The 21618-nt window shown below is 63.1% G+C and carries 26 protein-coding genes; 13 read left to right on the plus strand and 13 right to left on the minus strand.

The window, feature by feature from the left end:
- Positions 1-366 precede the first annotated feature (366 nt).
- Positions 367-1446: an AraC family transcriptional regulator gene (locus PSV38_RS02170; protein WP_300544347.1), complete on the minus strand. Its 1080-nt coding sequence runs from the start codon at positions 1444-1446 to the stop codon at positions 367-369.
- Between the two features lie 89 nt (positions 1447-1535).
- Here PSV38_RS02170 and PSV38_RS02175 point away from each other — a divergent pair, with 89 nt between their 5' ends.
- Genes PSV38_RS02175 through PSV38_RS02185 form a run of 3 tightly spaced genes read left to right on the plus strand, consistent with a single transcriptional unit; the run spans position 1536 to position 4429 of the window.
- On the plus strand, positions 1536-2330 hold the full coding sequence (locus PSV38_RS02175) for an SDR family oxidoreductase (RefSeq protein ID WP_300544349.1): 795 nt from the start codon (positions 1536-1538) through the stop codon (positions 2328-2330).
- Between the two features lie 24 nt (positions 2331-2354).
- Positions 2355-3434, plus strand: coding sequence for a hypothetical protein (locus tag PSV38_RS02180; protein ID WP_300544351.1), 1080 nt, complete (start codon positions 2355-2357; stop codon positions 3432-3434).
- Entirely contained in the window at positions 3434-4429 is a 996-nt protein-coding gene (locus tag PSV38_RS02185; RefSeq protein WP_300544353.1) for an NAD-dependent epimerase/dehydratase family protein, read from the plus strand. The genes PSV38_RS02180 and PSV38_RS02185 overlap by 1 nt, the downstream gene beginning before the upstream one ends.
- 9 nt (positions 4430-4438) lie before the next feature.
- Here PSV38_RS02185 and PSV38_RS02190 read toward each other — a convergent pair whose 3' ends face one another.
- Positions 4439-5374, minus strand: a complete 936-nt coding sequence (locus PSV38_RS02190; protein WP_300544355.1) for a PaaI family thioesterase — start codon at positions 5372-5374, stop codon at positions 4439-4441.
- Positions 5371-5898, minus strand: coding sequence for a hypothetical protein (locus PSV38_RS02195; protein ID WP_300544357.1), 528 nt, complete (start codon positions 5896-5898; stop codon positions 5371-5373). Before PSV38_RS02195 ends, PSV38_RS02190 begins: the two co-directional genes overlap by 4 nt.
- Between PSV38_RS02195 and PSV38_RS02200 the strand changes: the two genes are divergently transcribed.
- Entirely contained in the window at positions 5888-6046 is a 159-nt protein-coding gene (locus tag PSV38_RS02200; RefSeq protein WP_300544360.1) for a hypothetical protein, read from the plus strand. The genes PSV38_RS02195 and PSV38_RS02200 overlap by 11 nt on opposite strands.
- Before the next feature lie 2 nt (positions 6047-6048).
- On the opposite strand, the gene PSV38_RS02205 is transcribed toward PSV38_RS02200, so the two are convergent.
- The 4 genes from PSV38_RS02205 to PSV38_RS02220 all read right to left on the minus strand — a co-directional run bounded on the left by PSV38_RS02205 (position 6049) and on the right by PSV38_RS02220 (position 8836).
- Complete coding sequence (locus PSV38_RS02205) at positions 6049-6657, minus strand: PEP-CTERM sorting domain-containing protein (RefSeq protein ID WP_300544362.1); 609 nt, start codon at positions 6655-6657, stop codon at positions 6049-6051.
- 72 nt (positions 6658-6729) lie between these two features.
- The gene (locus PSV38_RS02210) at positions 6730-7176 is read right to left on the minus strand and encodes a PIN domain-containing protein (RefSeq protein WP_300544364.1); all 447 of its coding nucleotides are present in this window, start codon (positions 7174-7176) and stop codon (positions 6730-6732) included.
- A complete protein-coding gene (mnmA, locus tag PSV38_RS02215) occupies positions 7173-8285 on the minus strand; it encodes a tRNA 2-thiouridine(34) synthase MnmA (protein ID WP_300544366.1) in 1113 nt (370 codons plus the stop codon). Before mnmA ends, PSV38_RS02210 begins: the two co-directional genes overlap by 4 nt.
- Positions 8282-8836: an NUDIX hydrolase gene (locus PSV38_RS02220; protein WP_300544368.1), complete on the minus strand. Its 555-nt coding sequence runs from the start codon at positions 8834-8836 to the stop codon at positions 8282-8284. The genes mnmA and PSV38_RS02220 overlap by 4 nt, the downstream gene beginning before the upstream one ends.
- Before the next feature lie 188 nt (positions 8837-9024).
- Here PSV38_RS02220 and PSV38_RS02225 point away from each other — a divergent pair, with 188 nt between their 5' ends.
- The 5 genes from PSV38_RS02225 (at position 9025) to PSV38_RS02245 (ending at position 12646) form a co-directional block, all read left to right on the plus strand.
- Positions 9025-10140 (plus strand): Re/Si-specific NAD(P)(+) transhydrogenase subunit alpha, encoded by a 1116-nt coding sequence (locus PSV38_RS02225; protein ID WP_300544371.1) that lies wholly within the window; start codon positions 9025-9027, stop codon positions 10138-10140.
- A gap of 20 nt (positions 10141-10160) precedes the next feature.
- On the plus strand, positions 10161-10523 hold the full coding sequence (gene panD / locus PSV38_RS02230; RefSeq protein ID WP_300544373.1) for an aspartate 1-decarboxylase: 363 nt from the start codon (positions 10161-10163) through the stop codon (positions 10521-10523).
- A 26-nt stretch (positions 10524-10549) separates the two neighbouring features.
- Positions 10550-10870, plus strand: coding sequence for an NAD(P) transhydrogenase subunit alpha (locus tag PSV38_RS02235; RefSeq protein ID WP_300544375.1), 321 nt, complete (start codon positions 10550-10552; stop codon positions 10868-10870).
- A complete protein-coding gene (locus PSV38_RS02240) occupies positions 10867-12324 on the plus strand; it encodes an NAD(P)(+) transhydrogenase (Re/Si-specific) subunit beta (protein WP_300544378.1) in 1458 nt (485 codons plus the stop codon). The genes PSV38_RS02235 and PSV38_RS02240 overlap by 4 nt, the downstream gene beginning before the upstream one ends.
- 121 nt (positions 12325-12445) lie before the next feature.
- Complete coding sequence (locus PSV38_RS02245) at positions 12446-12646, plus strand: DUF2281 domain-containing protein (protein WP_300544379.1); 201 nt, start codon at positions 12446-12448, stop codon at positions 12644-12646.
- 142 nt (positions 12647-12788) lie between these two features.
- On the opposite strand, the gene PSV38_RS02250 is transcribed toward PSV38_RS02245, so the two are convergent.
- The 6 genes from PSV38_RS02250 to PSV38_RS02275 all read right to left on the minus strand — a co-directional run bounded on the left by PSV38_RS02250 (position 12789) and on the right by PSV38_RS02275 (position 17448).
- Complete coding sequence (locus tag PSV38_RS02250; protein ID WP_300544381.1) at positions 12789-13046, minus strand: Txe/YoeB family addiction module toxin; 258 nt, start codon at positions 13044-13046, stop codon at positions 12789-12791.
- Entirely contained in the window at positions 13043-13294 is a 252-nt protein-coding gene (locus PSV38_RS02255; protein WP_300544482.1) for a type II toxin-antitoxin system prevent-host-death family antitoxin, read from the minus strand. The genes PSV38_RS02250 and PSV38_RS02255 overlap by 4 nt, the downstream gene beginning before the upstream one ends.
- Before the next feature lie 180 nt (positions 13295-13474).
- On the minus strand, positions 13475-13900 hold the full coding sequence (locus tag PSV38_RS02260) for a calcium-binding protein (RefSeq protein WP_300544383.1): 426 nt from the start codon (positions 13898-13900) through the stop codon (positions 13475-13477).
- 173 nt (positions 13901-14073) lie between these two features.
- Entirely contained in the window at positions 14074-15180 is a 1107-nt protein-coding gene (locus PSV38_RS02265) for a hypothetical protein (protein WP_300544385.1), read from the minus strand.
- An 18-nt stretch (positions 15181-15198) separates the two neighbouring features.
- Positions 15199-16479, minus strand: coding sequence for a hypothetical protein (locus tag PSV38_RS02270; protein ID WP_300544387.1), 1281 nt, complete (start codon positions 16477-16479; stop codon positions 15199-15201).
- Positions 16480-16605: 126 nt separating this feature from the next.
- A complete protein-coding gene (locus PSV38_RS02275) occupies positions 16606-17448 on the minus strand; it encodes a ferritin-like domain-containing protein (protein ID WP_300544389.1) in 843 nt (280 codons plus the stop codon).
- Between the two features lie 117 nt (positions 17449-17565).
- On the opposite strand from PSV38_RS02275, the gene PSV38_RS02280 reads away from it, so the two are divergent.
- From PSV38_RS02280 to PSV38_RS02295, 4 genes are all read left to right on the plus strand, one after another.
- Complete coding sequence (locus PSV38_RS02280) at positions 17566-18159, plus strand: glutathione peroxidase (protein WP_300544390.1); 594 nt, start codon at positions 17566-17568, stop codon at positions 18157-18159.
- 75 nt (positions 18160-18234) lie between these two features.
- A complete protein-coding gene (locus PSV38_RS02285; RefSeq protein WP_300544392.1) occupies positions 18235-19584 on the plus strand; it encodes an FAD-dependent oxidoreductase in 1350 nt (449 codons plus the stop codon).
- 2 nt (positions 19585-19586) lie between these two features.
- Entirely contained in the window at positions 19587-20372 is a 786-nt protein-coding gene (locus tag PSV38_RS02290) for a DUF1365 domain-containing protein (protein ID WP_300544484.1), read from the plus strand.
- Positions 20369-21613 carry a cyclopropane-fatty-acyl-phospholipid synthase family protein gene (locus PSV38_RS02295; protein WP_300544395.1) on the plus strand — a complete coding sequence of 415 codons (1245 nt, stop codon included), beginning with the start codon at positions 20369-20371 and terminating at the stop codon, positions 21611-21613. The genes PSV38_RS02290 and PSV38_RS02295 overlap by 4 nt, the downstream gene beginning before the upstream one ends.
- The last annotated feature ends 5 nt before the right edge of the window (positions 21614-21618 follow it).

The following is a 21618-nucleotide window of genomic DNA, read 5'->3' on the forward strand; positions in this document are numbered from 1 at the left end:
TGCGCGCCTCGACGCCCCCGAAGTCGCCCCGCCCGCCTGCGCCTCATCCCTGATCACCCCGCTGGTGGCGCAGCACGAAAAACGACCGTGGCAGACCACCAGCGGGGCGAAACACGGGCTGGGGCGGTCTCCGGCGGGGCGCCTGGCTTGGTGCTGAGAAGCGCAGTGCCGAGGTGGGCGTGCGCAGCACGCGTCAATATCTGACTGGCCGTGGTTGTTTGAACGAAGCGGATGCAATCCGCGCAGTGAGTTCCACGGCCCCACCTCGGCGCGAGCATCGCAAGGCAGTCCCGCGCAGCGGGACCACCAAGCTGAAGCCCTGCCGGAGACCGCCCCAGCCCGCGCCCCGCGATCCCGGAAAAGCACTCACCCCTGCTTGCCCAGCCCCTGCCCCAGCCCCAGCCGCCACTGCAAAGGCGCCACCCCCGACCACCGTTTGAAAGCCCGCGAAAAAGCGCTCTGCTCGGAATAGCCCAGCAACGCCCCCACTTCGGCCAGCGTCAACCTGGGATCGCGCAAGTGCAACTCGGCGACCTGCCGCAAAGCCGTTTCGCGCAAGTCCCGAAAGTTCAAGCCCTGCTCGGCCAGCCGCCGATAGAACACGCGTGGCGACAGCCGCAACGCCTGCGCCACCTGTTCCAACTCGGGCGTGCCCAGGGGTGCCAAATGGGCCACCACCCGCCGCGTCATCTCCGCCAGATCGCCCGCGTCTGGCAACTGCGCCATGGCCGCGTCCACCTGCTCTTCCATGAGCTTGAGCAGCATGGGATCGGCCTGTCGCAACGGGGCCATCAGGCTTCCCAAGGGAATGGCCAGCCGCGTCATGGGTTGGTTGAAACGCACCGGGCAATCAAAGTACGCCTGATAAGGCCGCAAATCGGCCGGAGCCGGGTTCACAAAATCGACCTGGGCCAAGGGCAGTTGCTGGGCACACACATCGCGCCCGAACTGCACCAGGCCCGCGATGCCCGATTCATCGAACAAGGCCCCCGGCTTGCCATGCGCGATGCCCCACTGCAGTTCCAGGTTGCCATCGCAAATGCGGTGCTGCACCGGGTTTATGTCGTGCACCAGCCGGTGGTAGCGCTGGATGCGCTGAAGCGCCCCGCCCAGGTTCTCGCAGGCCAGAAGCACATAGCCCAGCGCGCCCAGGTGAGCGGGTTGAATGGTCTGCCCCAAATGCAGGCCCAGCAAGGGGTCGTGCAGGCGCTCGGCCGCCTTGATCAGCAACTGGCAATAGGCTTCGGCCGAAAAGCGGCCCAACTGGTTGGCATCCCCCACATCCAGGTCAGATGGCAGCACCTCGTGGGGGGCGACGCCTTTCGATTGCAGGTACTGGCTCAACACACGCACCAGGGTCAACGGCACCATGCCCCGCACCACGTCACGCTCGTACAACCGGGGTGGCATGGCGGGGCGTGAGGTAGAGGTAAGCGAGGCAGGCATGGACGAAATTGTCAAATTTCAGGTCGATCGGGTCAAGACGGGTCATCCCTGCCTGGCTATGCTGTGCCACCCTTCAGGAGCCTTCATCCATGAGCAGCCCATCTCGTCCCAGCATCTTCATCACCGGCGCCGCCGCTGGCATCGGCCGGGCGGTGGCCGAGCGTTTTGCCAAAGCAGGCTGGTTCGTGGGGCTGTACGACGTGGACGAAGCCGCGGTGCAGGCCTTGCGCCAGCAATTGGGGCCCGATCGCTGCCACGCAGGTCGGCTGGACGTGTCGAGTGCCGAGGATTGGGTGCCGCAGCTGGAAGCCTTCTGGCAGGCGGCGGGCCAACGCCTGGACCTGCTGTTCAACAACGCCGGCGTGGCCGTGACCAGTCCCTTCGAAGAGGCCGAACTGGCGCGCCACCACCGCCTCATCGACATCAACCTCAAGGGCGTGGTCAACGGCTGCCACAGCGCCTTGCCTTGGCTCAAGCGCACGCCGGACTCGCGGGTGGTCAACATGTGCTCGGCCTCGGCGCTGTATGGCCAGCCCATGCTCAGCACCTACTCGGCCACCAAGGCGGCGGTGCGGGGCCTCACCGAGGCGCTCGACATCGAGTGGCAACGCCACGGCATCCGCGTGGTCGACGTGCTGCCTTTGTTCGTCAACACCGCCATGGTCCGCGATGACGTCAGCAAGATGAAAACCGTGCAGACCCTGGGCGTGCGCCTGAGCGCCGATGACGTGGCGCGCACCGTGTGGCGCCTGTCGCAGGGCAAGCCATCGCGCCTGCCGGTTCATTCGGCCGTGGGTTGGCAGACCAAGCTGTTCGCCCTGCTGTCCAAGCATTCACCGGACGCGATCAACCGCTTCGTCACGGCCCGCATGGCGGGCCAGTGACCCCTTCACCTCAACGACATCCCCATGAGCACCATTGACACGATGCCTCTGCCTGCGGGCATGAAGGCGCTGACCGACTTCGACCAGGCCCGCGAATCCACCAGCCCGCAAGCGCGGCTGCAAGAGGTGCGCCGCCGCGCGCAAGCCTTGCGCGAACGCATGATGGCCGAGTCTGAGGTGCTGTTCTACCGCAGCTTCAACCTCATCCGCGCGCCCTATCCCACCTACTACGCCTTTTCGGGCGTGTTCGCGCACCGGGGCTTCAAGTTCCCGCTGGTGCACTTGCTCAACCGCTTGTTCGTGGTCCAGTACCGCGACCACGATGGTGTGCTGCGCACGCTCATGCTCTCGCCCTCCGACCACGAGGCCAACCGCGAGACCCCCTTCTTCAAGCGCCTGGCGCAAAGCGTGCCGCGCAGCCTCGACGGCGTGTTGGCGCCGCAGTACCACACGGTGCCCAGCGCCCTGGCCGAATGCGGCCTCCAGCCCGATCAGGTGGACTACATCAGCTACGACCACCTGCACACGCAAGACGTGCGGCGTTGGCTGGGCAGCCACGGCACGCCCGGCTACTTTCCCAAGGCCAAACTGCTGGTGCACCGCCAGGAGTGGGCCTCGACCCAGCACCTGCTGCCCATCCAGGCCGACTGGTATTGCCCGCAAGGCATCGATGGCATCGCGCCTGATCGCGTCATCACCTTTGACCGCAGCCTGAGCCTGGGGCCGGGCCTGGCGCTGGTCCACACACCAGGCCACACCGAAGGCAACCATTCGATGGCGGCGCGCGTGCCCGATGGCATCCGAGTGACGAGCGAGAACGGCGTGGGCGTGGACGCCTACGAGCCCAAGCATTCGCGCATCAATGCGGTGCGCAAGCATGCCTTGAGCACGGGCGTTGAAGTGATCCTGAATGGCAACACGCTGGAGGGCAGCAACGACCAGTACATCTCGATGGTGCTGGAGAAAACGCTGGCCGGGCCCTCGGCCAATCCGGCGTATCCCAACTGCGCCACATCGAGCGAACGCACGCCCTTCTGGCTCTTCCCGGGCGATGTGGCCAGCCACCTGTTTGGCGAAGCGCATTTCGGGCAGGTGCAAGGTTGATGGCGCAAGACGAAGAAGGGGTGTTGGTCACTGGGGGCTGCGGCTTCCTGGGGCGCGCTTTGGTCAACCAACTTTTGCGCGAGGCCAATGGCCCGATCAACGTGCTGGCGTTGCCGCACGAGGCCGTGCCGCCAGAATGGTCGTCGCGCGTCAACATTGTTCGCGGCGACATCACCCGCCTGCAAGATGTCGAACTGGCCGCCCAGGGCTGCCAACGCATCTTTCACCTGGCCGCGTTGGTGGGCGATGGCGGCACGTACGCGCAGCATGAGCGTGTCACCGTGGGCGGCACCGCCCATGTGTTCGACGTGGCCCTGCGGCGAGGGGCATCAGTGGTCCTCACCACCAGCGTGTGTGCCTATGGCAACGCGATCCAGCGTGGCGTGTGCCATGAAGGCACCCCGCTGGGCCAGCCACAAGGTCCGTATGGCCGGGCCAAACAAGGCCAGGAAAAGCTCGCCTGGCGTTTTCGTGATCAAGGCGGCCAGGTGTGCGTGGTGCGGCCCGCCAACATCATCGGGCCGGGCTCGGGGCCGTGGTTGTTGGATGCCGCGCAGGCCCTGCGCCAAGGCTTGCCTGCACTGGTCGGCGGTGGCCGGGGCAATGCGGCGCTGGCCATCGTGGACAACGTGTCGACCTTCTTGGTGCAGGTGGCCAACACGCCTTCGGCCCATGGCCAAGCCTTCAACATTCATGATGGGCTGCCCATCACCTGGCGCCGCTATTTCACTGACCTGGCGGGCTTGATGGGTGCGCCAGCGCCACGCTCCACGCCGCGCGCTTTGGCCTATCTGGGCGCTCGCGCGGTCGAGCCGATGTTCAGGCGCTTCCTGCCAGGGCGCAGGCCCCCGGTGACCCGCGAAGCGCTCAACCTGATCGCCTGGGACAACCAGTTCCCCACCGACAAGGCGCGTTCACTGGGTTGGGCGCCCGTGGTGGACTATCCGCAAATCTTGCGGTCGATCCAGCAGGACATCCAGGCGCGCGGGCTTTGATCGCTCGCCTCAAGCCGGGTCGCGAGGCAGCAGGAAGTGCCCGCGCGCGGTCGCCACCGGCTTGTGTTGATCGTCCTGCCAGACCGTGACCTGCACCAGCGCCACGCGGCTGCCTTGGCGGATCGTGGTCGCTTGCGCAAAGGTGTCCACCGGGCGTGCCGAGCGCAGGTAGTCGATCGAGAAATCGACGCCGCGTGGTGGCGTGCCGTCGCTCAAGCCCATGGTCGACACCAGGTGCAGCACCATGGCCGTTTCGGCAAAGCCGGCCAGCACGCCGCCATGCAGCGCGGGCAGCACCGGGTTGCCGATCAAATCGGGCTTGAAGGGCAAGCGGAACAGGGGCGCGTCGTCACCATGGTCGATGCTCTGATGCACGCTCAAATAATCCACGTAGGGCGACACCCCAGGCGCCAAGGCGGGCGTCACGGTGGGGCGCAAGGGGATGGCTTCCCCCTTGACCTCGGCGCTGGCCCTCGCGGCCTTGGGGGCCGCCAAAGGATCACGCCGCGCGCTGGCCGTGGCCCGCATGAAGGTGGCTTGCACGGTGGCCAGCACCTCATCCTGCCCCGGCTGGCGGATCTCGCCGCGCACAAAGGCCACGCTGCGCGACAGGCGGTGGCATTCAGCGTGGCAGATCAGTTCGCGGTCGGCCACAGCGGGGCGCAGGTAGTCCATGCGCAGGTCCAGCGTGGCGAAGGGCTCCATCACGTCGAGCGCGGTGCCCACGGCCACGCCGCAAGCGGTGTCGGCCAGCACGGTCAGCACGCCCGGGTGCGTGAGCTGGCGCTCGGCATCGCCGGTCCAATCGCCGCAGGCGGGCATCGCCAAGGTCGCGTGATTCTGCGAGACCTCGGTCACGTGCATGTTGGAGGCGCGCGCGTAGGGGATGCCCGCGATGAAGGCGTGGACCCACTGCAGGCGGTCAGTGTCGTTGAAAAGGCTCATGGCTTAGGCACCAGTTTGACCGACAGACCAGCGGCTGTCACGCGGATGTCCTCGACCTGGTAACCATGGCGATCGACCTCTCGCAAGTCTTCGGGCTTGAACTGGTGGATGGGGTAGTCCTGCAGTTTCTCTTGCGCCAGCATTGCGCCCAGCTTGGTCCATTGCCGCTGCGTGGCCTCGGTCAGGCCCGCGATGGCCAGCTTGTCGACCGTCACCGTGTTCAGGCGAATGGTGCGGTCTTGCGCCTCGTAGCGCATGCCGAAGCTGACGCCTACCGTGCCTTGGTAGCTGCGCCCAAAGAGGCGGTCGGTGGCCTTGATGTCGAACTCGGAGGCGATGCGATTGGTCTCTGGGCTGAGTTGCAGGCGCGGCGCTTGCGCTTCGACCTCGAAGATCTCGGCCAGCGTCTTACGCATGGGGAATTGTTTGGACAGCTTGGCCAGCAGTTGTTCGCGCGAGATGTCGACGGTGCGCGGGCCCATCAGGCTGGCGCAACCGGCCAGGGCCAAAACCATGGCGATCATCAGCCATGCCCAGCCGAACGTCTTGTGTTTGTGCAACGAAGCGCTTGGAGCCATGCTGTCAGGGAAAACGGTAGAACAAGGCGACATGCTAGCGGCATTCATGCAAAAGAGCCCCGAAGGGCTCTTTGTGCAGGCAGGGTTGCAATGAACTCAGACCTGTTGGCGGCGCTGACGCATCGCGCCAATCAAGCCCATGCCGATGAACAGCAGCATCGTGGTGGAAGGCTCTGGCACTGCTGTGTAGTTGGCCAGGCGGCTAGTGTCGCCCCGCGTCCAAAGCGCATAGGCGTCCTGGAAGGCAGGCTGCTGGTTGTAGATGTCCAACTGGCCATAGACAAAGGGCGTGTAGGGCAGCTGGTTGCCGTCCACGAAGGGGCTGCCGCCATGGAAATCGATGTCGAGAAATTCTGACTCACCAAAAAACTCGATCACGCCCTGGCCGTGTGAGAAGGAAACGGTGGGCTGGCCTGTGTCAATCGCATCGAGCAAGTTGACGGTTTTGCCTTGGTAGCTCATCTTCAACCAGATCGCACCAGAGGCCCAGTAGCTGGTGTTGGTCAGCGTTTGCAAAGAGTAGCCCGGCAAGGCCGACGAATCAAAGCCAAACGTGTAGTGAACATCCAGCGCAGGATTGACTGCCGAGGTGCCGTCGGCGTCTGGATTGGCCAGGAACTGATACTGGTACTGGGTGGCTTGTGCCTGGCTGAACGCCGCTAACAGCACACCTGCCGCCAGGCTTTTCAAGCCTATTTTTTTCATGAATTTCATGAAGCTCCCTGACTGATGTTGAAGGTGTCAGTGGACGCGATGGCTTGCTTTGCCGTCAACCCCTCATGCAGGTGCCTGCCAATCCGGGAGTTTCAGGATTTCAGTGCCCAAGAGCCTGGCGCGTCGCGCCAGCTTGAGCAGGGCGACGTCTTTGCTGATCAACCAGCGCGCGCCCACATGCAGGGCCAGGTCAATGAAAACCTGGTCATCCGGATCCCTGCACTTCAGGGGTCCACGTGGGGGCTCGTCCACCATCAGGGCGTGCTCGAACACGGTGGTGGTTAAGGCGGGGTCAGCTTGCCAACGCGCGAACACGCTGCGCGGCCACACATGGCCCCACTCGGTCTGCATGGCGGGGCTGGCCAGCCAGCGCAATCGGCCGGCTTGCAGGGCCTCGGCCAAGGGGGATGCGGACGGGTCCTTGAACACGCGCCAGTCGAGCAGGGCGTTGGTGTCGAGGATGATGATGGGTACCTGGCCCGCTGAAGGCTCAATGGATTCGGTGTTCATGCCGCGCCGCTGATCACACCACCACCCAGGCAAATCTCTCCGTCGTACAGCACGGCCGATTGCCCGGGTGTCACCGCCCATTGCGGCTGGGCGAAGTTCAAGCGCAGCTGCGCGTGGTCGGCGGCTTCAATCGAACAAGCCGCGTCCGCCTGCCGATAACGCGTCTTGGCCGCACAAGGGCCCAAGGGCGGCGCATGACCTGCCACCCAGCTCAAGTCATCCGCCGTCAACGTGTGGGATTGCAGCCAGGCGTGATCGTGCCCCTGCACCACGTACAGCACATTGGCCACCATGTCCTTGCGGGCCACGAACCAGGCGTCGTGCTCACCGCCGCCGCGTGCGGCGCCTTTTTCCTTCACGCCCCCAATGCCGATGCCTTTGCGCTGGCCCAGGGTGTAAAAACTCAAGCCCACGTGCTCGCCCAAGGTGCGGCCCCGGTCATCCAGGATCACGCCAGGCTGGTTCGACAGGTACTTGTTCAGGAATTCTCGAAACGGCCGCTCACCAATGAAGCAGATGCCGGTCGAATCCTTCTTCTTGGCATTGGGCAAGCCGATCTCAGCTGCGATGCGCCGCACCTCTGTCTTGGGCAGCTCGCCCACGGGGAACATCGTCTTGCTCAGCTGCGCCTGGTTCAGGCGGTGCAGAAAGTAGCTCTGGTCCTTCAGCGGATCCAGCCCCTTCAGCAGTTCAAACCGGCCTTCAACTTCGCGCACCCGGGCGTAGTGCCCCGTGGCGATTTTCTCGGCGCCCAGGCGCATGGCATGGTCCAGGAAGGCCTTGAACTTGATCTCGGCATTGCACAGCACATCGGGGTTGGGTGTGCGGCCCGCCTGGTACTCGCGCAAGAAATCGGAGAAGACGCGGTCCTTGTAGTCGGCCGCGAAGTTGACGTGCTCGATCTCGATGCCCAGCACGTCGGCCACACTGGCCGCGTCCAGAAAATCCTGCCGCGTTGAGCAATATTCGCTGTCGTCGTCATCTTCCCAGTTCTTCATGAAGATGCCGACCACCTCGTGGCCCTGCTGCTTCAGCAAATGGGCGGTGACCGCCGAATCGACGCCGCCGCTCAGGCCGACGACGATGCGCTGCGGCCGGGTGGCGCTCATGCCGAGCGGACGGCGGCTGGCGGTGCGAAGACGCTGTCGTGGATCGTCAGGATGGACAAGGGATAGCGCACGCCCGCCAAATACGTTTCCAGGCACTCCAGCACCAGGGGGCTGCGGTGGCGCTCGGGGCAGGCGCGGATCTCGTCGGCCGTCATCCACACGGCGCGCACGATGCCTTCGTCCAATTCCAGGCTGGCGTCCGGTTCGGACACGGTGCCAAAGAAGGTCAAACGCAGGTAGGTGATGTCTTCGCCCGTGCGGGTGCGCCGAAACCGCGACATGTACATGCCCAAAAAGCCTTGGGGCGTGAACTCGCAGGCGGTCTCTTCCAGCGTCTCGCGCATCACGCCCTGCAGCGGTGATTCGCCTGGGTCGAGGTGGCCGGCCGGGTTGTTCAGCAGCAGGCCATCGCTGGTCTGCTCTTCCACCAGCAGAAAGCGACCGTCGCGCTCAACCACCGCCGCCACGGTGACGTTGGGCTTCCAGCGTTGCGAGGGAACAGGGGTGGAGCCAGCCTTGGCCTCCGCTTCCAAAATATCGGCGGTCTTCATGAGCGCAGGATTATCCGTCAATGGTGTGTCAATGTGTGGCAATCGTGATTCTTCACAATGTGACAACGCGCACTCTCACATTTGAGGGTGCGCCCGCCACGGTTGCACCGAGAATGGGGGATTGTTGTGTATGCTGCCGGGTTTGGCGCGAATGCCGCCTGCCGCCCCCCCCTACATTAGGAGACCGTATGCTGATTGGCATACCCTTGGAGACCGCTGTCGGTGAAAGCCGCGTGGCCGTGACCCCCGAGACGGTGAAGAAATTGAAGGCGCAAGGGCACACCCTTCGCGTCCAGTCCGGCGCCGGCATCGCTGCCAGCGTGACCGACGAAGCCTATGCCGCCGCTGGCGCCGAGATCACCGACGTGGCGGGTGCCTTTGGCGCCGACATGGTGCTCAAGGTGCGTGCGCCGTTCGCCAACGAGTTGTCGCTGACCAAGCCTGGCTCGGTGGTGGTGGGCATGCTCAACCCCTTCGACAAGGCGGGCCTGCAGTCGATGACCGACGCCAAGCTCACCGGCTTCGCGCTCGAAGCCGCGCCCCGCACCACCCGTGCGCAAAGCATGGACGTGCTGTCATCTCAGGCCAATCTGGCGGGCTACAAGGCCGTCATGATCGCCGCCGACAAGTACCAGCGCATCTTCCCGATGCTGATGACCGCTGCAGGCACCGTCAAGGCCGCCCGCGTGGTGATCCTGGGCGTGGGCGTGGCGGGCTTGCAAGCCATCGCCACGGCCAAGCGCCTGGGTGCGGTGATCGAGGCTTCCGACGTGCGTCCTTCGGTGAAGGAGCAGGTTGAGTCGCTGGGCGCAAAGTTCATCGACGTCGCTTTCGAGACTGCCGAAGAAAAAGAAGCCGCTGAAGGCGTGGGTGGCTATGCCCGCCCCATGCCCCAAAGCTGGCTGGACCGCCAGAAGGTCGAAGTGGCCAAGCGCGTGGCCAACGCCGACATCGTCATCACCACGGCCCTGATCCCCGGTCGTGCGGCCCCGGTGCTGGTGAGCGAAGACATGGTCAAGGCCATGAAGCCTGGCTCGGTCATCGTTGACCTGGCCGCAGCCCAAGGTGGCAACTGCCCCCTGACCGAAGCCAACCAGACCGTGGTCAAGCATGGCGTGACCCTGGTGGGCGAGACCAATCTGCCCGCCCTGGTGGCCGCTGATGCGTCTGCCCTGTACGCGCGCAACGTGCTCGACTTCTTGAAGCTGGTCTTCAACAAAGAAGGCCAGTTCCACGTGGACCTGGAAGACGACATCGTCAAGGCTTGCCTGATGTGCCGCGACGGCGAACTGCTGCGCGCCTGACGACGAGCGAGGAGACTGACATGCAACGCCAAATGCTGCGGGCCAAGCTGCACCGCGCCACCGTGACCGAGGCCGACCTGAACTACGAAGGTTCCTGCGGCATCGACGAGAACCTGCTCGAAGCCGCCGACATGAAAGAGTTCGAGTACATCGAGCTCTACAACATCAACAACGGCGAGCGCTTCTCGACCTACGTCATCAAGGCCGCGCGCGGCTCCGGCGTGATCTCGCTGAACGGCGCGGCCGCGCGCAAGGCGCATGTGGGCGACCTGCTCATCATCTGCACCTACGCGCCCATGACCGAGGCTGAAGTGGCCAGCCACAAGCCCAAGGTGGTTTTGCTCGACGAGGGCAACGCCATCAAAGAGATTCGCAAGTTCTGACCTCATTCAATCTATCTGGAGACACGATGGAAGCCCTTGCTCAAGTCGACCATGTCGTCATCAACCTGTCCATTTTCGTGCTGGCCATTTATGTGGGCTATCACGTGGTGTGGACGGTGACACCGGCATTGCACACCCCCCTCATGGCCGTGACCAACGCGGTGTCGGCCATCGTCATCGTGGGCGCCATGCTGGCCGCCGCGCTGACCGTCACGCCTTTGGGCAAGACCATGGGCGTGCTTGCCGTGGCGCTGGCCGCGGTCAATGTGTTTGGGGGCTTTTTGGTCACCCGCCGCATGCTCGAGATGTTCAAGAAGAAAGAAAAGAAAGCGGGAGCTGCTAAATGAGCATGAACCTCATCGCTTTGCTCTACCTGTTCGCCTCGGTGTGTTTCATCCAGGCGCTCAAGGGCTTGAGCCACCCCACCACGTCGATCCGTGGCAACTTCTTCGGCATGGTCGGCATGACCGTGGCCGTGCTTACCACCGTGGGCCTGATCCACGGCAAGGTCACGGCCTTGATGGCCGGTGGCTTGCACGTTGACTTCACCGAAGGCCTGGCCTGGGTGCTGGGCGCCCTGGTCGTTGGCGGCGGCGCGGGCACCATCATGGCCAAGCGCGTCGAGATGACCAAGATGCCCGAACTGGTCGCCTTCATGCACAGCATGATCGGCTTGGCGGCGGTGTTCATCGCCGTGGCCGTGGTGGCCGAACCTTGGGCACTGCTGCAAGAGGTTGGCCCCGGCCAGCCCATCCCCACCGGCAACCGGCTTGAGTTGGTGCTGGGGGCTGCCATTGGCGCCATCACCTTCAGCGGCTCGGTCATTGCTTTTGGCAAGCTGAGCGGCAAGTACAAGTTCCGCCTGTTCCAGGGCGCGCCGGTCAGCTTCAAGGGCCAGCACATGCTGAACCTGGTGCTGGGCCTGGCCACGCTGGGCCTGGGTGGCTACTTCATGGCCACGCAAAGCATGGAAGCCTTCTTCGCCGTGCTGGCGCTGAGCTTCATCCTGGGCGTGCTGATCATCATCCCGATTGGCGGCGCCGACATGCCGGTGGTGGTGTCCATGCTGAACAGCTATTCGGGCTGGGCGGCGGCGGGCATCGGCTTCTCGCTGAACAACTCGATGCTGATCATTGCCGGATCGCTGGTGGGCTCGTCGGGCGCGATCCTGAGCTACATCATGTGCAAGGCCATGAACCGATCGTTCTTCAACGTGATCCTGGGTGGCTTTGGTGGCGAGGCCGGTCCTGCGGCCGTGGCTGGCGCGCAGGCGCAACGTCCTGTCAAAACCGGCAGTGCCGATGACGCGGCTTTTGTCTTGGGCAATGCCGAGACCGTGATCATCGTGCCGGGCTATGGCCTGGCCGTGGCGCGTGCCCAGCACGCCGTCAAGGAACTGGCCGCCAAGCTGACCGAAAAGGGCATCACGGTGAAGTACGCGATTCACCCCGTGGCGGGCCGCATGCCGGGCCACATGAACGTGCTGCTGGCCGAGGCCGAAGTGCCTTACGACCAGGTGTTCGAGATGGAAGACATCAATGGCGAGTTCGGCCAGGCCGATGTGGCGATCATCCTGGGCGCCAATGACGTGGTGAACCCTGCGGCGCACACCAAGGGCAGCCCGATTTATGGCATGCCGATTTTGGAAGCGTACAAGGCCAAGACGATCATCGTGAACAAGCGCTCGATGGCGGCGGGTTATGCTGGTCTGGACAATGAACTGTTCTACAGCGACAAGACCATGATGGTGTTTGGCGATGCCAAGAAGGTGGTTGAGGACATGGTCAAGGCGGTGGAGTGAATCCCATCGGGCTGTCCTCATGGTTTGTGGCGCAAGCGCAGCAATGTGCGTATAGTCTTGTCAACATGCGTGTTGGTTTTATTCCACGGACGCTTGACCGCAACCAGCAGGAGTCGATTCAATGATCGTCACTGAACAAGTCCTGATCGAGAAGATCAGGCAATTGCCCCCGCAGCGCATGTCCGAGGTCGAAGATTTCATCGACTTCTTGCGCTCACGCGAAGAAGAGCACAACCTCACACGGACCGCATCCAAGGCCAGCGAAGCCAGCTTCGCTGGCGTGTGGGCCAATGACGAAGACGCCGCTTACGACAAACTCTGAACCCATGCCATATGCATTCGGCAATGTCGTGCTGGTGCCATTCCCGTTCACCAACAACCGCTCATCGTGCGGACCATGGGTACGCTGACCACGGCGGATGAGCACACCTTGCGCGCCATCCTGGTGCGCGTTATCGGGTGACTCAATGGTAGTGGTAACGCAGTTGGGCAATCAGAAGGGCATCGCCATCAATCTTGTAGACCATGCGATGCTCGTCCGTCATTCGACGAGACCAAAACCCGGCCAGCGCGTGCTTAAGCGGTTCAGGCTTGCCAATTCCGGCAAGCGGTTCACGCTGAACTTCCTTGATTAACTTGTTGATTCGCTCAACCATGCGTTTGTCCTGTTGCTGCCAATAGACATAGTCCTCCCAGGCCGCTTCGGCAAAAATCAGCCTCATTCAACCAGCTTTCGTTCAACACCGGCTCCGGTGTTCAATTGCTCAATGGCTTGCATCAGGCGCTTGGTGTTGCCAGGGCTGCGAAGCAGGTACGCCGTCTCTTCAAGGGAAGCAAAGTCTTCCAGCGAAAGCATCACGACCGACTGCTCGCCATTTCGCGTGATGATCAAGGGCTCGTGGTCGTTGCAAACACGATCCATGGTGCTTGCCAAATTGGCTCGCGCAGATGAATAAGAGATCGCATCCATAGAGGCTCCTGTGTTGTACGTAATATTGTACAATCAGGCCTTGTTCTTGTCCAGCTCGGGCCTGTATTCGGCCGTTCTGAACAGGGCATGGGCGATTGGCCGCGCTGACACGCGGGCGCGAAGAAGCCGGGCAATTGCCTGGCTTCTGGCTTGTCATGCCTTGGGTGGCCTACTGCTTACTCATGCCCAGTTGGCGGCGATCACCGGGTTGAGGGCCGTTTGGTAGTTGGCGGGCAAGGTGGTCTGGCCTAAGGCTGGCGGTGTGAAGCTGGCCATGGCGTTGACCAGGTTGTCCACGTTGCTGGGGGTCAGCGTCTTGCCGTCGGACAACTTCACGCTTTCGACCTGGTTGGCCGCATTGGCATACCAGTTGTTGATGGTGAACTTGTCATTGTGCCGATGACGGACAGTTCCAGGTTGTTGCCGACGTGGCGCAGCCAGAGTTGGTTGGTGGTGGCCTTGCTCGTGCATCAGGGTGTCGGGGTCAGCCGCGATGTGGTGCAGGCGGGCCAGCAGGCACAGGGCCTGCCAGGGCTGTTGCGGGTGTCTTGGGGCGGGATCAGACGGTGAAACGTCTTCCGCCCTCGCAATGGCGGAGGATTGCATGATGACCTACCCTGGTTTTATATTTAGAACGCGCGATTATTGGACTGGCTCTGTGACAGGCACTCCCCCCTGATTGGGGGTGGTTGGCCCATTTGTGTAAGCAAGTGTTCCGCCCAGTAAAAAGCCGGACAGTGTCCGGCTTTTTACTGGGGCAACAGGCCAGGAAACTCAGTTCACTTTGCTGACGCTGCCGTTTGTGCGTTTGGCAGCGTCTGCTGCGCCCCCAGTGACTGTTGCACCGCCAGAAACGACGCCACATCATGCACGCCGTCCCTGGTGATGTCCGAGATGCCGATCGCGCCAGCGGCCCGGACGCCGGTGAAGTTGCCGTTGACGAAACTCTTCTCGAGAGTGGACTCGCCAGCCGTCACTCGGGTGGAACTGAAAGACGCGCCGTTGATGTTGCCGGCGGCTTGATATCCACCAGCGTGGTCAAAGTCGCCGCTCCACCGGCTGTTCCCGAAGTCCACCAACAGCGTCATGTTGGTGGTGGCTCCAAAGGCACTCACTGATTGGCCGGAGTAGGTGGCTAGAAACCCCCCGGCGCGCAATGAGTCCATGTCTTTCAAAGAGGTCTGATAACCAAATACACCCACTTCAATGGTGCCTCGTTCAACCACATTGGGATCGATCTCGTCACCCGCGATGTATTCGGTGACGGTGTACCTTCTGTAGAAGCTGGCCTGCACATCCGCAGCCTCCACCACTTCCGATGACAAGTCGGATTCGATCAGTTGCAGGTTGGTCCGGTGGTTTTGGGCATCAGCACTGGAATATTCGGTCCCATCCAAGGTCATCCTGCCCGATTCCGACATGGGGTGGGTGCCGGTGGTCAGCGAAGTCGTTTGCAACTGGAGGGCCTGTGCGTCGAGGCTACCGGCCGTGGGAATGCCAAAAGCCGTGCCCGTCAGGCTGATGGAGTGAGGGCCATCGAACTCAATGTGGCCTTCACCGATGCCGCCTTCGCCCTGAAATATGGTCAGGTTTGTGAAGCCGCCAAAGCCCACCAGATTCTGGTTGATGTCGGCCACCGGAGCGACGTTGGGCAAGGTGCGGTAGAGCTCCGACGTGCGGGGCAGTTGGGCCAATGGGGGCGCGCCAGCCGCTGGCGGTTCGAATTCCGTCCAGGGGCCCCAGCCATTGACGGAGTCCTGGGCGATGGTGACATCGCCATACAGCTTGACGCTGTTGAGTTGTGCGTCGGTGGCGGCACCGGCCTGACTTTGCAGAAACAGGGTGGCCACGGCCACGCTGAGTGCTTTGAGAGAGTGGTTCTTCATGATGTCGACTTCCTTACTTCAGTAGCTGCGGCCCAACGTGATCTGCACCAAGTTACGGTTGTATTCGTACAAGGCGAGATTGGCTTGGTTTTGAATCATGGTGAATGTGGCTGAGCCCTGCCACTTCTCCAGCCAGCCTGTCTTGAATTGTTGGTTGGCACCGAACTCGAGTCGGTATTCGTCTTCGCGGCGCGCGACGCCATAGAAGGGCTCTGCGCCGATGTAACCACTGTGGCGCCAAGCTGCGCGGGCGAACAGGTCGCCACCAATCCAGGCGTTCTGGCGGCCACCGAAGAAGATCTCGTAGCCGTTGTTGCTGAAGCGGTCCAGCTGGGCTTCTTCGTCGAACATGCGGGCACCGGCTTGCAGGGTCAGGCGGTTCTTGTTGTACAGGCCGCCATAGCTGAAACCGCCGGAGCTGTAATGGCTGTCGCGGCCTTGGTCGCCAGGCTGCGCGAAGTTGCGGTAGGCCAGTTGGGCATCGGCCGTGAACTCGTCGCCAGAGTTCAGGCGCCAGGTGGCCGAAGGCGACACCGAGGTGTACAGGGCCAGCTTGCGGTCGCCCAGGGTCAGGCGGTCGGCTTGGAAATTGAGGTTGCCACGCCAGTTCTTGCCCATGATCAGCGCGGGGCCGGTGGCGGCGGTGAGCACGCCCAGGTTGTATTCACTCAGCCGACCATAGCCTTTGTAGTAAACGCCGAGCTGGCTGTTCCAGCCAAAGCGGCCGGTGGATTCGCCGGAGCGCACCGGGGTGGGCGACATCCAGCTGTGGCTCACGCCGCCCTGCAGGGCATAACCGCCGTCGGCCCGCGCGGTGGAGCCGGGGTTCAGCACCAAGCCGCCAGGGAGCACGGCGTTGTCCGGGCCAGCGTTGACGTTGCTGTCGTACACGGCACCCAGAGACAGGCTGTAGTCCAGCTTGTGGGGGCGGCCAAAGTTGGCGGCTTCGTCCAGTTCAAGTTGCTTGATGAAAGACAGCACCGACAGGCGCACGGCTTCGGGGGTGGTGGGGTCGTCCAGCACCGCCTGCGCCTGGGCTTTGGCCTTGGCGAAATTCAGGGTGCGGTAATAGGCCACGGCCACTTCCAGCCGGGCGCGGTTGAGCGTGGGGTTGGCGGCCAGGATGGTTTCCAACGTCTCGATGGCGCTGTAAGGCCGACCGGTTTCACGCTGGTAAAGGCCTTCGCGGTATTGGTCTTCCACCGACGGGGGGGCAGACTGCGCTTGGGCGTTGAGCGCGCCAAGGCAAGACAGACCAGTTGCAATGACGACCACACGCAAAGAACAAATACCAGCCATCTGAGGAACTCCACACATCTTTAAGGGAATGAGCGCCGATTGTGGAGTTCAGCCCCCGATGTGTCGAGCCCTTGTCTGCGTGCAATTGGCGGGGTAATGCCTAGGACTCCCCGCATCCAGGGGGTGCTAGGTGACTCCGCTGGCCCCTTTGAGCATTTCTTTTCGGAAGCGGTTGAGCTCTTGCACGCTGGCAAAGCTGCGACCCATGATCAGACTCATGTTGTGCAGGATGCGGTCCACGACCTTGGTTTCCCACACGGCGTCGAAGTTGATCTGGCGGTCCAGCCAGTGTTCCAGCCATTGCGGATCGGGCAAGCGGGACTGGATGGTGTCGCGCGGGAAGAGCTTGGTGCTGACGTGCAGGTTGGTGGGGTGCAGGGCCTGGGCCGTGCGGCGGGCGCTGGCCATGAGCACCCCCACTTTGGCAAACGCGGCCTTGGCTTCGTCGCCAAACTTGTTGATGGCGCGTTTCATGTACCGCAGATAAGCCCCGCCGTGTCGGGCTTCGTCTTTGGCCAGGGTCTCGTAGATGGCCTTGATGACGGGCTCGGTGTGCCACTCGGCGGCGCGGCGGTACCAGTGGTTCAACCGGATCTCGCCGCAGAAGTGCAGCATCAGGGTCTCGAGCGCCGGGGCGGGATCAAAGTCGAAACGGACCTCGTGCAACTCTTCTTCGGTGGGCACCAGTTCGGGCCGAAAGCGCCGCAGGTATTCCATCAAGACCAGTGAATGCTTTTGCTCTTCAAAGAACCACACGCTCATGAAGGCGCAAAAGTCGCTGTCGTCGCGGTTGTCGCGCAGGAACATCTCGGTGGCGGGCAGGGCGGCCCATTCCGTGATGGCGTTCATCTTGATGGTCTGGGCTTGTTCGTCCGTCAGTTGGCTGGCGTCGAACTGGTCCCAGGGGATGTCCGTGTCCATGTTCCAGCGCACAGACTCGAGTTGCTTGAAGAGTTCAGGGTAAAGCATGGTGATCTCCAAATACTGCGAACAGCCTACCCGACAATTTTGACAATGTGGCTGCAATGCAGACGGCGGCATGGGTTTGTGGTGTGATGTGATTCCCCACTTCGAAAGGTCATGCCCATGAGCGCACCTCGTTCCTTTTCCTTGATGCTGGCTGCGGCCCTGGTGGGCTCTCTGCCCGGGCTGTGTTTGGCGGTCGAGCCGCCGCCTGCCGCCACCACGTCAGCGGCTTGCCCCGCGTTGTTGAACCAGACCTTTCCTCGCCTGCAGGATGAAAAACCCCAGTCGCTGTGCCAGTACGCCGGCAAGGTGGTGTTGGTGGTGAACACGGCCAGCTATTGTGGCTTCACGCCGCAGTTCAAGGGCCTGGAGGCGCTGCATGCCAAGTACAAGGACCGGGGCCTGGTGGTGCTGGGCTTCCCGTCGAATGATTTTGGACAGCAGGATCCGGGCAACGCCAAGCAAATCGCTGACTTTTGCGAGAGCACCTATGGCGTCAAGTTCCCGATGTTTGGCAAAAGCCATGTGCGCGGAGATGCCGTGAACCCGCTGCACGCCAGCCTGATCAAGATCACGGGCACCACGCCCAAATGGAATTTCTACAAGTACCTGATCGCCCGCGATGGCCGCACGGTGACCTCCTACAGCAGCCTCACCACGCCAGATGACCGCGACCTTGTCGCGGAAGTGGAAAAATTCCTGGCTGCAAAATAATTACCAATGAGTTACGATATGAACTAGTTGGTAATTTATTGGGTCGCGGCAACGCTGGCCACAGGAGCAAAGCCCATGAAACGCATTGCAGTGGTTGGGTCGGGGGTGGCGGGTTTGGGGGCGGCGGCGCGTTTGAGCGCGGCGGCGGGTGAGCGCCAGGTCACGCTGTTCGAGGCGGCTGATTACTTTGGCGGCCATGCCCACACGGTGGACGTGACCTTGGCGGCGCCCTCCGGTGAGCGCGTCACCCACGGTGTGGACACCGGTTTTTTGGTGATGAACGAGCGCACCTACCCGCAATTGCTGGGTTTGCTTGATGCTCTGGGCGTGCCGCGGGCCAAGTCGGACATGTCGTTTTCTGTGCAGGCGGGCAGCCTGGAGTGGTGTGGATCGTCCCTGAACACGGTGTTCGCCCAGCGGCGCAACCTGGTGTCGCCCGGCTTTTGGCGCATGTTGGCCGACCTGATGCGCTTCAACAAGCTGGCCACGCAGATGGCCGAGCAGGGCCGGGATGCTGCACTGACCCAGCCGATTGCCGAATTCCTGGCCGAGCACCGCTTTGGCGCCGAGTTCCAGGAGGGCTACCTGATGCCGATGATCGCGTGCATCTGGTCGTGCCCCACCGACCAGATGCTGCGTTTTCCCATGGCCACCTTGATCCGCTTTTGCCACAACCATGGCCTGCTGCAGGTCACCAACCGGCCACAGTGGTACACGGTGCAGGGCGGCTCGCGCAACTACGTGCGGCGTTTGGTCGAGCAGTTGAGCGACGCGCGCTTATCCACTCCGGTGCGCAGCCTGACCAGCCTGGGTGAGGGCGGTCTGGGCGGCGTGCTGGTGCACACCGACGCGGGCAGCGAGCGCTTTGACGAGGTGGTGTTGGCCTGTCACAGCGACCAGGCCCTGGCCTTGTTGGGCAGTGGCGCCACGCGGGATGAGCGCGAGTTGCTGGGCGCCATCGGGTACCACCGCAACCGGGCGGTTTTGCACACCGACACCCGCCTGCTGCCGCGCAACCCGCGCGCCTGGGCCGCCTGGAACTACGAGCGCGCCAGCAGCGCCGATGCCGAACACCAGGGCGTGTGCCTGCATTACCTCATCAACCGCTTGCAGCCCTTGCCTTGGACCACGCCGGTGGTGGTGTCGCTCAACCCGCTGCGTGAACCACGGGCTGACACGGTGCTGGGCACCTACGACTACGCGCACCCGGTGTTCGACCAAGCCGCGATCCAGGCGCAAGCGCGTCTGCCGAGCATCCAGGGCCAGCATGGCGTTTGGTTCTGCGGCGCCTGGACGGGTTATGGCTTCCATGAAGATGGCTTGAAGGCCGGGCAGGGCGTGGCCGATCAGTTGTTGGCTTGCGATGAGCGGCCTGCGAGCGCGCCCGAAAGCCGCCGCGCGCAGGCTGACCGGGTGTGGGCATGAGCTTGCCGCATCGGCCCCTGATCGGCTTTGGGCAGGTGCGCCACACCCGCCTCAAGCCCGCGCGCAATGCCTTTGTCTATCCCAGTTACTTCTGGATGCTGCCTTTGCGCACCTTGCGTCGGCAAGCGTCGGATGACGTCCAGCGAAACCGCTTCGGCCTGTTGAGCTTTCACGATGCCGACCATGGTGTGGGTGGCCCTGATGCCTTGGCCTGGCTGGATGGCTTGTTGCGAGAAGAGGGCCTCGGCGATCCCGACATCAGCGAGGGCGAGGTCTGGCTGCAGACTTACCCACGGGTGCTGGGCCACGTGTTCAAGCCCGTGAGCTTTTGGTATGTGCACCGCAGGGATGGCAGCCTGGCCGCCGTGGTGGCCGAGGTCAACAACACTTTTGGCGAGCGGCACTGCTATCTGCTGCACGGGCCGGCCTTGGGCTGGGGCCGCGAGATCACGGCCGACAAGGTGTTCCACGTGTCACCCTTTTGCGAGGTGACGGGCACCTACCGTTTTCGCTTCATGCGCAATGCGCAGGATCGCATCGTGGTTCGCATTGATCATGACGATGCCGAAGGACCGGTCCTGCAGACCAGCCTGAGTGGGCGGCTCGAACCCTTGACCCGCGCCAGCGTGCTTCGCGCCTTTTGGGGCTGGCCTTTGATGACGGTGGGCGTGGTGGCACGCATCCACTGGCAGGCCTTGCGCGTATGGGTCAAGGGCGTGCCCTTGCGCACCAAACCCGCCCCTCCCACCGAACTCGTCACCGGGCCGCATGGCCAGACCACACCATGAACCGATCGACCACGCTTCAGCATTCCAACGCTACTCAACTGCCCCAGGATGCCCCTGCCTCGGCCCGCATGGCCATGCGGCTGCTGGCGCGCCTGCAAGTGGGCAGTCTGGACCTGCAACTGCCCGATGGCAGCACCGCGCATTTTGGCCAGGCCGCTGAACAGGCGCCGCGCGCAGCCTTGCGTCTGCACAACTGGAAGGTGTGCTCTGCCGCCATGAAGTCGGGCGACATAGGCTTTGCCGAAAGCTACATCGCCGGCGACTGGACCACGCCCGACCTGACGGCGCTGCTCAAGCTGTTCATTGCCAACCGGGACCACATCGAAAGCGCCGTGTACGGCAGTTGGTGGGGCCGCTTGCTGTACCGCGTGCGCCACCTGCTGCGGCACAACTCCAAGGCCAACAGCCGCAAGAACATCCAGGCCCACTACGACCTGGGCAATGAGTTCTACCGCTTGTGGCTGGACCCGACCATGAGCTATTCCAGCGCCTGGTTCGACGGCGACCATTCGCGTTCGATGCCCGAGGCCCAGCAGGCCAAGATCCTGCGGGCCTTGCATGAGGCGGGCGTGACGGCAGACCAGCCCGGCCAGCGCGTGCTGGAAATCGGTTGCGGCTGGGGCGGCTTGGCCGAGGTGGCCGCACGCGATTGCGGCGCCCATGTCACCGGCGTGACGCTCTCGTCCGAACAGCTGGCCTGGGCGCAGCAGCGCATGGTGGATGCGGGCTTGTCGAATCAGGCCGACCTGCGCTTGCAGGATTACCGCGACATCCAGGATCAGCCCTTCGATGCCATCGTGTCCATCGAGATGTTCGAGGCCGTGGGTCAGGAGTATTGGGCCAGCTACTTCGCCACCTTGAAGCGCTGCCTCAAGCCGGGCGGCCGTGCCTGCCTGCAAACGATCACCATCCGTGATGACCTGTTCGATCGCTACGTGAACTCCACCGACTTCATCCAGCAGTACATCTTCCCTGGCGGATTGTTGCCCAGCGATGCCGCCTTCAAGGCTGAGGCCCGCAAGGCCGGCCTGGAGGTGGTGAACTCGATGGCCTTTGGTCCCGACTACGCTGAGACCTTGCGCCGCTGGCGCGCCGACTTCATCCAGCACCTGCACAGCGTTCAGCGCCTGGGCTTTGACCAACGCTTTCAGCACATCTGGGAGTTTTACCTGGCTTATTGCGAAGCGGCTTTTGACATGGGCAACACCAATGTCGTGCAGTACACACTGCGCCGGGTTTGACCGCG

This window comes from Aquabacterium sp. (assembly GCF_029946005.1).
Lineage (GTDB): Bacteria > Pseudomonadota > Gammaproteobacteria > Burkholderiales > Burkholderiaceae_C > Aquabacterium.

What these genes read in the sequence shown, in the direction of transcription:
- PSV38_RS02170 (WP_300544347.1), bottom strand. Translation starts at nt 1,446, where the DNA reads ATGCCTGCCTCGCTTACCTCTACCTCACGCCCCGCCATGCCACCCCGG.
- PSV38_RS02175 (WP_300544349.1), top strand. Translation starts at nt 1,536, where the DNA reads ATGAGCAGCCCATCTCGTCCCAGCATCTTCATCACCGGCGCCGCCGCT.
- PSV38_RS02180 (WP_300544351.1), top strand. Translation starts at nt 2,355, where the DNA reads ATGAGCACCATTGACACGATGCCTCTGCCTGCGGGCATGAAGGCGCTG.
- PSV38_RS02185 (WP_300544353.1), top strand. Translation starts at nt 3,434, where the DNA reads ATGGCGCAAGACGAAGAAGGGGTGTTGGTCACTGGGGGCTGCGGCTTC.
- PSV38_RS02190 (WP_300544355.1), bottom strand. Translation starts at nt 5,374, where the DNA reads ATGAGCCTTTTCAACGACACTGACCGCCTGCAGTGGGTCCACGCCTTC.
- PSV38_RS02200 (WP_300544360.1), top strand. Translation starts at nt 5,888, where the DNA reads ATGGCGATCATCAGCCATGCCCAGCCGAACGTCTTGTGTTTGTGCAAC.
- PSV38_RS02195 (WP_300544357.1), bottom strand. Translation starts at nt 5,898, where the DNA reads ATGATCGCCATGGTTTTGGCCCTGGCCGGTTGCGCCAGCCTGATGGGC.
- PSV38_RS02205 (WP_300544362.1), bottom strand. Translation starts at nt 6,657, where the DNA reads ATGAAAAAAATAGGCTTGAAAAGCCTGGCGGCAGGTGTGCTGTTAGCG.
- PSV38_RS02210 (WP_300544364.1), bottom strand. Translation starts at nt 7,176, where the DNA reads ATGAACACCGAATCCATTGAGCCTTCAGCGGGCCAGGTACCCATCATC.
- mnmA (WP_300544366.1), bottom strand. Translation starts at nt 8,285, where the DNA reads ATGAGCGCCACCCGGCCGCAGCGCATCGTCGTCGGCCTGAGCGGCGGC.
- PSV38_RS02220 (WP_300544368.1), bottom strand. Translation starts at nt 8,836, where the DNA reads ATGAAGACCGCCGATATTTTGGAAGCGGAGGCCAAGGCTGGCTCCACC.
- PSV38_RS02225 (WP_300544371.1), top strand. Translation starts at nt 9,025, where the DNA reads ATGCTGATTGGCATACCCTTGGAGACCGCTGTCGGTGAAAGCCGCGTG.
- panD (WP_300544373.1), top strand. Translation starts at nt 10,161, where the DNA reads ATGCAACGCCAAATGCTGCGGGCCAAGCTGCACCGCGCCACCGTGACC.
- PSV38_RS02235 (WP_300544375.1), top strand. Translation starts at nt 10,550, where the DNA reads ATGGAAGCCCTTGCTCAAGTCGACCATGTCGTCATCAACCTGTCCATT.
- PSV38_RS02240 (WP_300544378.1), top strand. Translation starts at nt 10,867, where the DNA reads ATGAGCATGAACCTCATCGCTTTGCTCTACCTGTTCGCCTCGGTGTGT.
- PSV38_RS02245 (WP_300544379.1), top strand. Translation starts at nt 12,446, where the DNA reads ATGATCGTCACTGAACAAGTCCTGATCGAGAAGATCAGGCAATTGCCC.
- PSV38_RS02250 (WP_300544381.1), bottom strand. Translation starts at nt 13,046, where the DNA reads ATGAGGCTGATTTTTGCCGAAGCGGCCTGGGAGGACTATGTCTATTGG.
- PSV38_RS02255 (WP_300544482.1), bottom strand. Translation starts at nt 13,294, where the DNA reads ATGGATGCGATCTCTTATTCATCTGCGCGAGCCAATTTGGCAAGCACC.
- PSV38_RS02260 (WP_300544383.1), bottom strand. Translation starts at nt 13,900, where the DNA reads ATGCAATCCTCCGCCATTGCGAGGGCGGAAGACGTTTCACCGTCTGAT.
- PSV38_RS02265 (WP_300544385.1), bottom strand. Translation starts at nt 15,180, where the DNA reads ATGAAGAACCACTCTCTCAAAGCACTCAGCGTGGCCGTGGCCACCCTG.
- PSV38_RS02270 (WP_300544387.1), bottom strand. Translation starts at nt 16,479, where the DNA reads ATGGCTGGTATTTGTTCTTTGCGTGTGGTCGTCATTGCAACTGGTCTG.
- PSV38_RS02275 (WP_300544389.1), bottom strand. Translation starts at nt 17,448, where the DNA reads ATGCTTTACCCTGAACTCTTCAAGCAACTCGAGTCTGTGCGCTGGAAC.
- PSV38_RS02280 (WP_300544390.1), top strand. Translation starts at nt 17,566, where the DNA reads ATGAGCGCACCTCGTTCCTTTTCCTTGATGCTGGCTGCGGCCCTGGTG.
- PSV38_RS02285 (WP_300544392.1), top strand. Translation starts at nt 18,235, where the DNA reads ATGAAACGCATTGCAGTGGTTGGGTCGGGGGTGGCGGGTTTGGGGGCG.
- PSV38_RS02295 (WP_300544395.1), top strand. Translation starts at nt 20,369, where the DNA reads ATGAACCGATCGACCACGCTTCAGCATTCCAACGCTACTCAACTGCCC.